General features: G+C 69.1%; 2 protein-coding genes. Both read left to right on the forward strand.

The window, feature by feature from the left end:
- Window positions 1-7: 7 nt before the first annotated feature.
- Window positions 8-1,084 (forward strand): homoserine O-succinyltransferase, encoded by a 1,077-nt coding sequence (locus WEB03_RS10590; RefSeq protein WP_368070919.1) that lies wholly within the window; start codon window positions 8-10, stop codon window positions 1,082-1,084.
- A gap of 49 nt (window positions 1,085-1,133) precedes the next feature.
- A partial coding sequence (locus WEB03_RS10595) for an O-acetylhomoserine aminocarboxypropyltransferase/cysteine synthase family protein (RefSeq protein WP_368070918.1) occupies window positions 1,134-2,274 on the forward strand: 1,141 nt, incomplete at its 3' end.

The following is a 2,274-nucleotide window of genomic DNA, read 5'->3' on the forward strand; positions in this document are numbered from 1 at the left end:
CACCTCGATGCCGATCGTCGCCCACTCGTCGCTGCCCGCCTTCGCGGCTCTCGCCGCCGAGGGTGAGGACGTGCTGACCGAGGCGCAGGCCCACCGCGCCGACATCCGCGAGCTGCACGTGGGCCTGCTCAACATGATGCCCGACGCGGCGTTGCAGGTGACCGAGCAGCAGTTCACCCGCCTGATCGGCGCGTCGAACCGGATCGTCCAGGTCTACGTCCACGTCTTCACCGTTGAGGGGCTCGATCGCAGCCCCGCGACGCAGGCCCACATCGACACCCACTACGAACGCTTCGAGGACCTGCGCGACGAGGGGCTCGACGCCCTCATCGTCACCGGCGCGAACGTCGCCAACCGTCCCGACCTCGCCGACGAGGCGTTCTACGAGCCGCTGCTCGAGATCATCGACTGGGCGAGCGAGAACGTCACCTCGGTCCTGTGCTCGTGCCTGGCGACCCACGCGCTGCTGCAGCACCGCCACGGGGTCCACCGCCGACGTCTGCTGACCAAACGCTGGGGGGTCTACGAGCACCGCCAGCTCCGTCCTGACCACCCCCTCCTCCACGGCACCAACACCCGGTTCGACGTGCCGCACTCGCGCTGGAACGAGGTCACCACGACCCAGCTCGAGCGTGCCGGCGTCGAGGTGCTGATCGCCTCGACCGAGGGCGACTTCCACCTCGGCGTGTCGAGCGACGGGATCCGCACCGTCTACCTCCAGGGCCACCCCGAGTACGACCTCGTGAGCCTGCTCAAGGAGTACAAGCGCGAGGTCACCCGCTTCCTCGACGGCGAGGTCGCGGCGATCCCGCCGCTGCCGGACCGCTGCCTGTCGGCCGACGCCGCACGGCTCGCCCACGACCACCTCGATGCGGTCCTCACGGCGCGCGAACGGGGCGGGGCGATCCCGCCGTTCCCCGAGGAACAGTTGGCCGCGGGCCTCGAGAACACCTGGGCGGACACCGCCAAGGCCGTGTTCGCCAACTGGCTCGGCCTGGTCTACCGCCTGACCGATCTGGAGCGGGGCGTGCCGTTCACCCCCGACATCGACCCCGACGACCCGCTCGGCCGCCTCGCTCGCTGACGGCGCGCCGCTCGACCTGTCACGACCACGCACCACCGGAGAGGAACCCATGAAGGACGAGACCCTCGCGATCCACCACGGCTACGAGCCGGACCCGACCACCAAGGCGGTCGCGGTCCCGATCTACCAGACCGTCGCCTACGAGTTCGACGACGCCCAGCACGGCGCCGACCTGTTCGACCTCGCGGTGCCGGGCAACATCTACACGCGCATCATGAACCCGACCCAGGACGTGCTCGAACAGCGCGTGGCCGCGCTCGAGGGCGGCGTCGCGGCGCTGGCCACCAGCTCGGGCCAGGCAGCGATCACCTACTCGATCCAGACCATCACCAGCGCGGGCGACAACATCGTCACCGTCCCGCAGCTGTACGGCGGGACCTACACCCTGTTCAAGCACATGTTCCCCTCCCAGGGCGTCGACGTCCGGTTCGCCGATGACGATTCGCCCGAGGCCATCGGGAAGCTGATCGACGAGAAGACCAAGGCGGTCTACCTCGAGACCATCGGCAACCCGGCGGGCAACATCCCCGACCTCGAAGCCATCGCGAAGGTGGCTCACGACGCGGGCGTCCCGGTCATCGTCGACTCGACCGTCGCCACGCCCATCCTGATGAAACCCATCGAGTGGGGCGCCGACATCGTCATCCACTCGCTGACCAAGTTCATCGGCGGGCACGGCAACTCCGTCGGCGGGATCATCGTCGACAGCGGCAAGTTCCCGTGGGCCGAGCACGCCGAGCGCTTCCCGCAGCTCAACCAGCCCGAGCCCGCCTACCACGGCGTGATCTACACCGAGGCGCTCGGTGAGGCCGCGTTCATCGGCCGCGCCCGCACGGTCCCGCTGCGCAACACCGGCTCGGCCATCAGCCCGTTCAACGCCTGGCAGTTCATCCAGGGCCTGCAGACGCTGTCGCTGCGGATCGAGCGGCACGTCGAGAACGCGGCCAAGGTCGCGGCCCACCTCGAGGCGCACCCGAAGGTCACCTACGTCGAGTACGCCGGGCTGGCCAGCTCGCGCTACCACGAGCAGGCCAAGAAGTACACGGGCGGCAAACCGTCGTCGCTGATGACCTTCGGTGTCGAGGGTGGCTACGACGCGGCGGTGACGTTCCACGACGCGCTCGAGCTGTTCACCCGCCTGGTCAACATCGGTGACACCAAGTCGCTGGTGAACCACCCGGCCTCGACCA

It is taken from the genome of Nitriliruptor sp., from assembly GCF_040882075.1.
Lineage (GTDB): Bacteria > Actinomycetota > Nitriliruptoria > Nitriliruptorales > Nitriliruptoraceae > Nitriliruptor.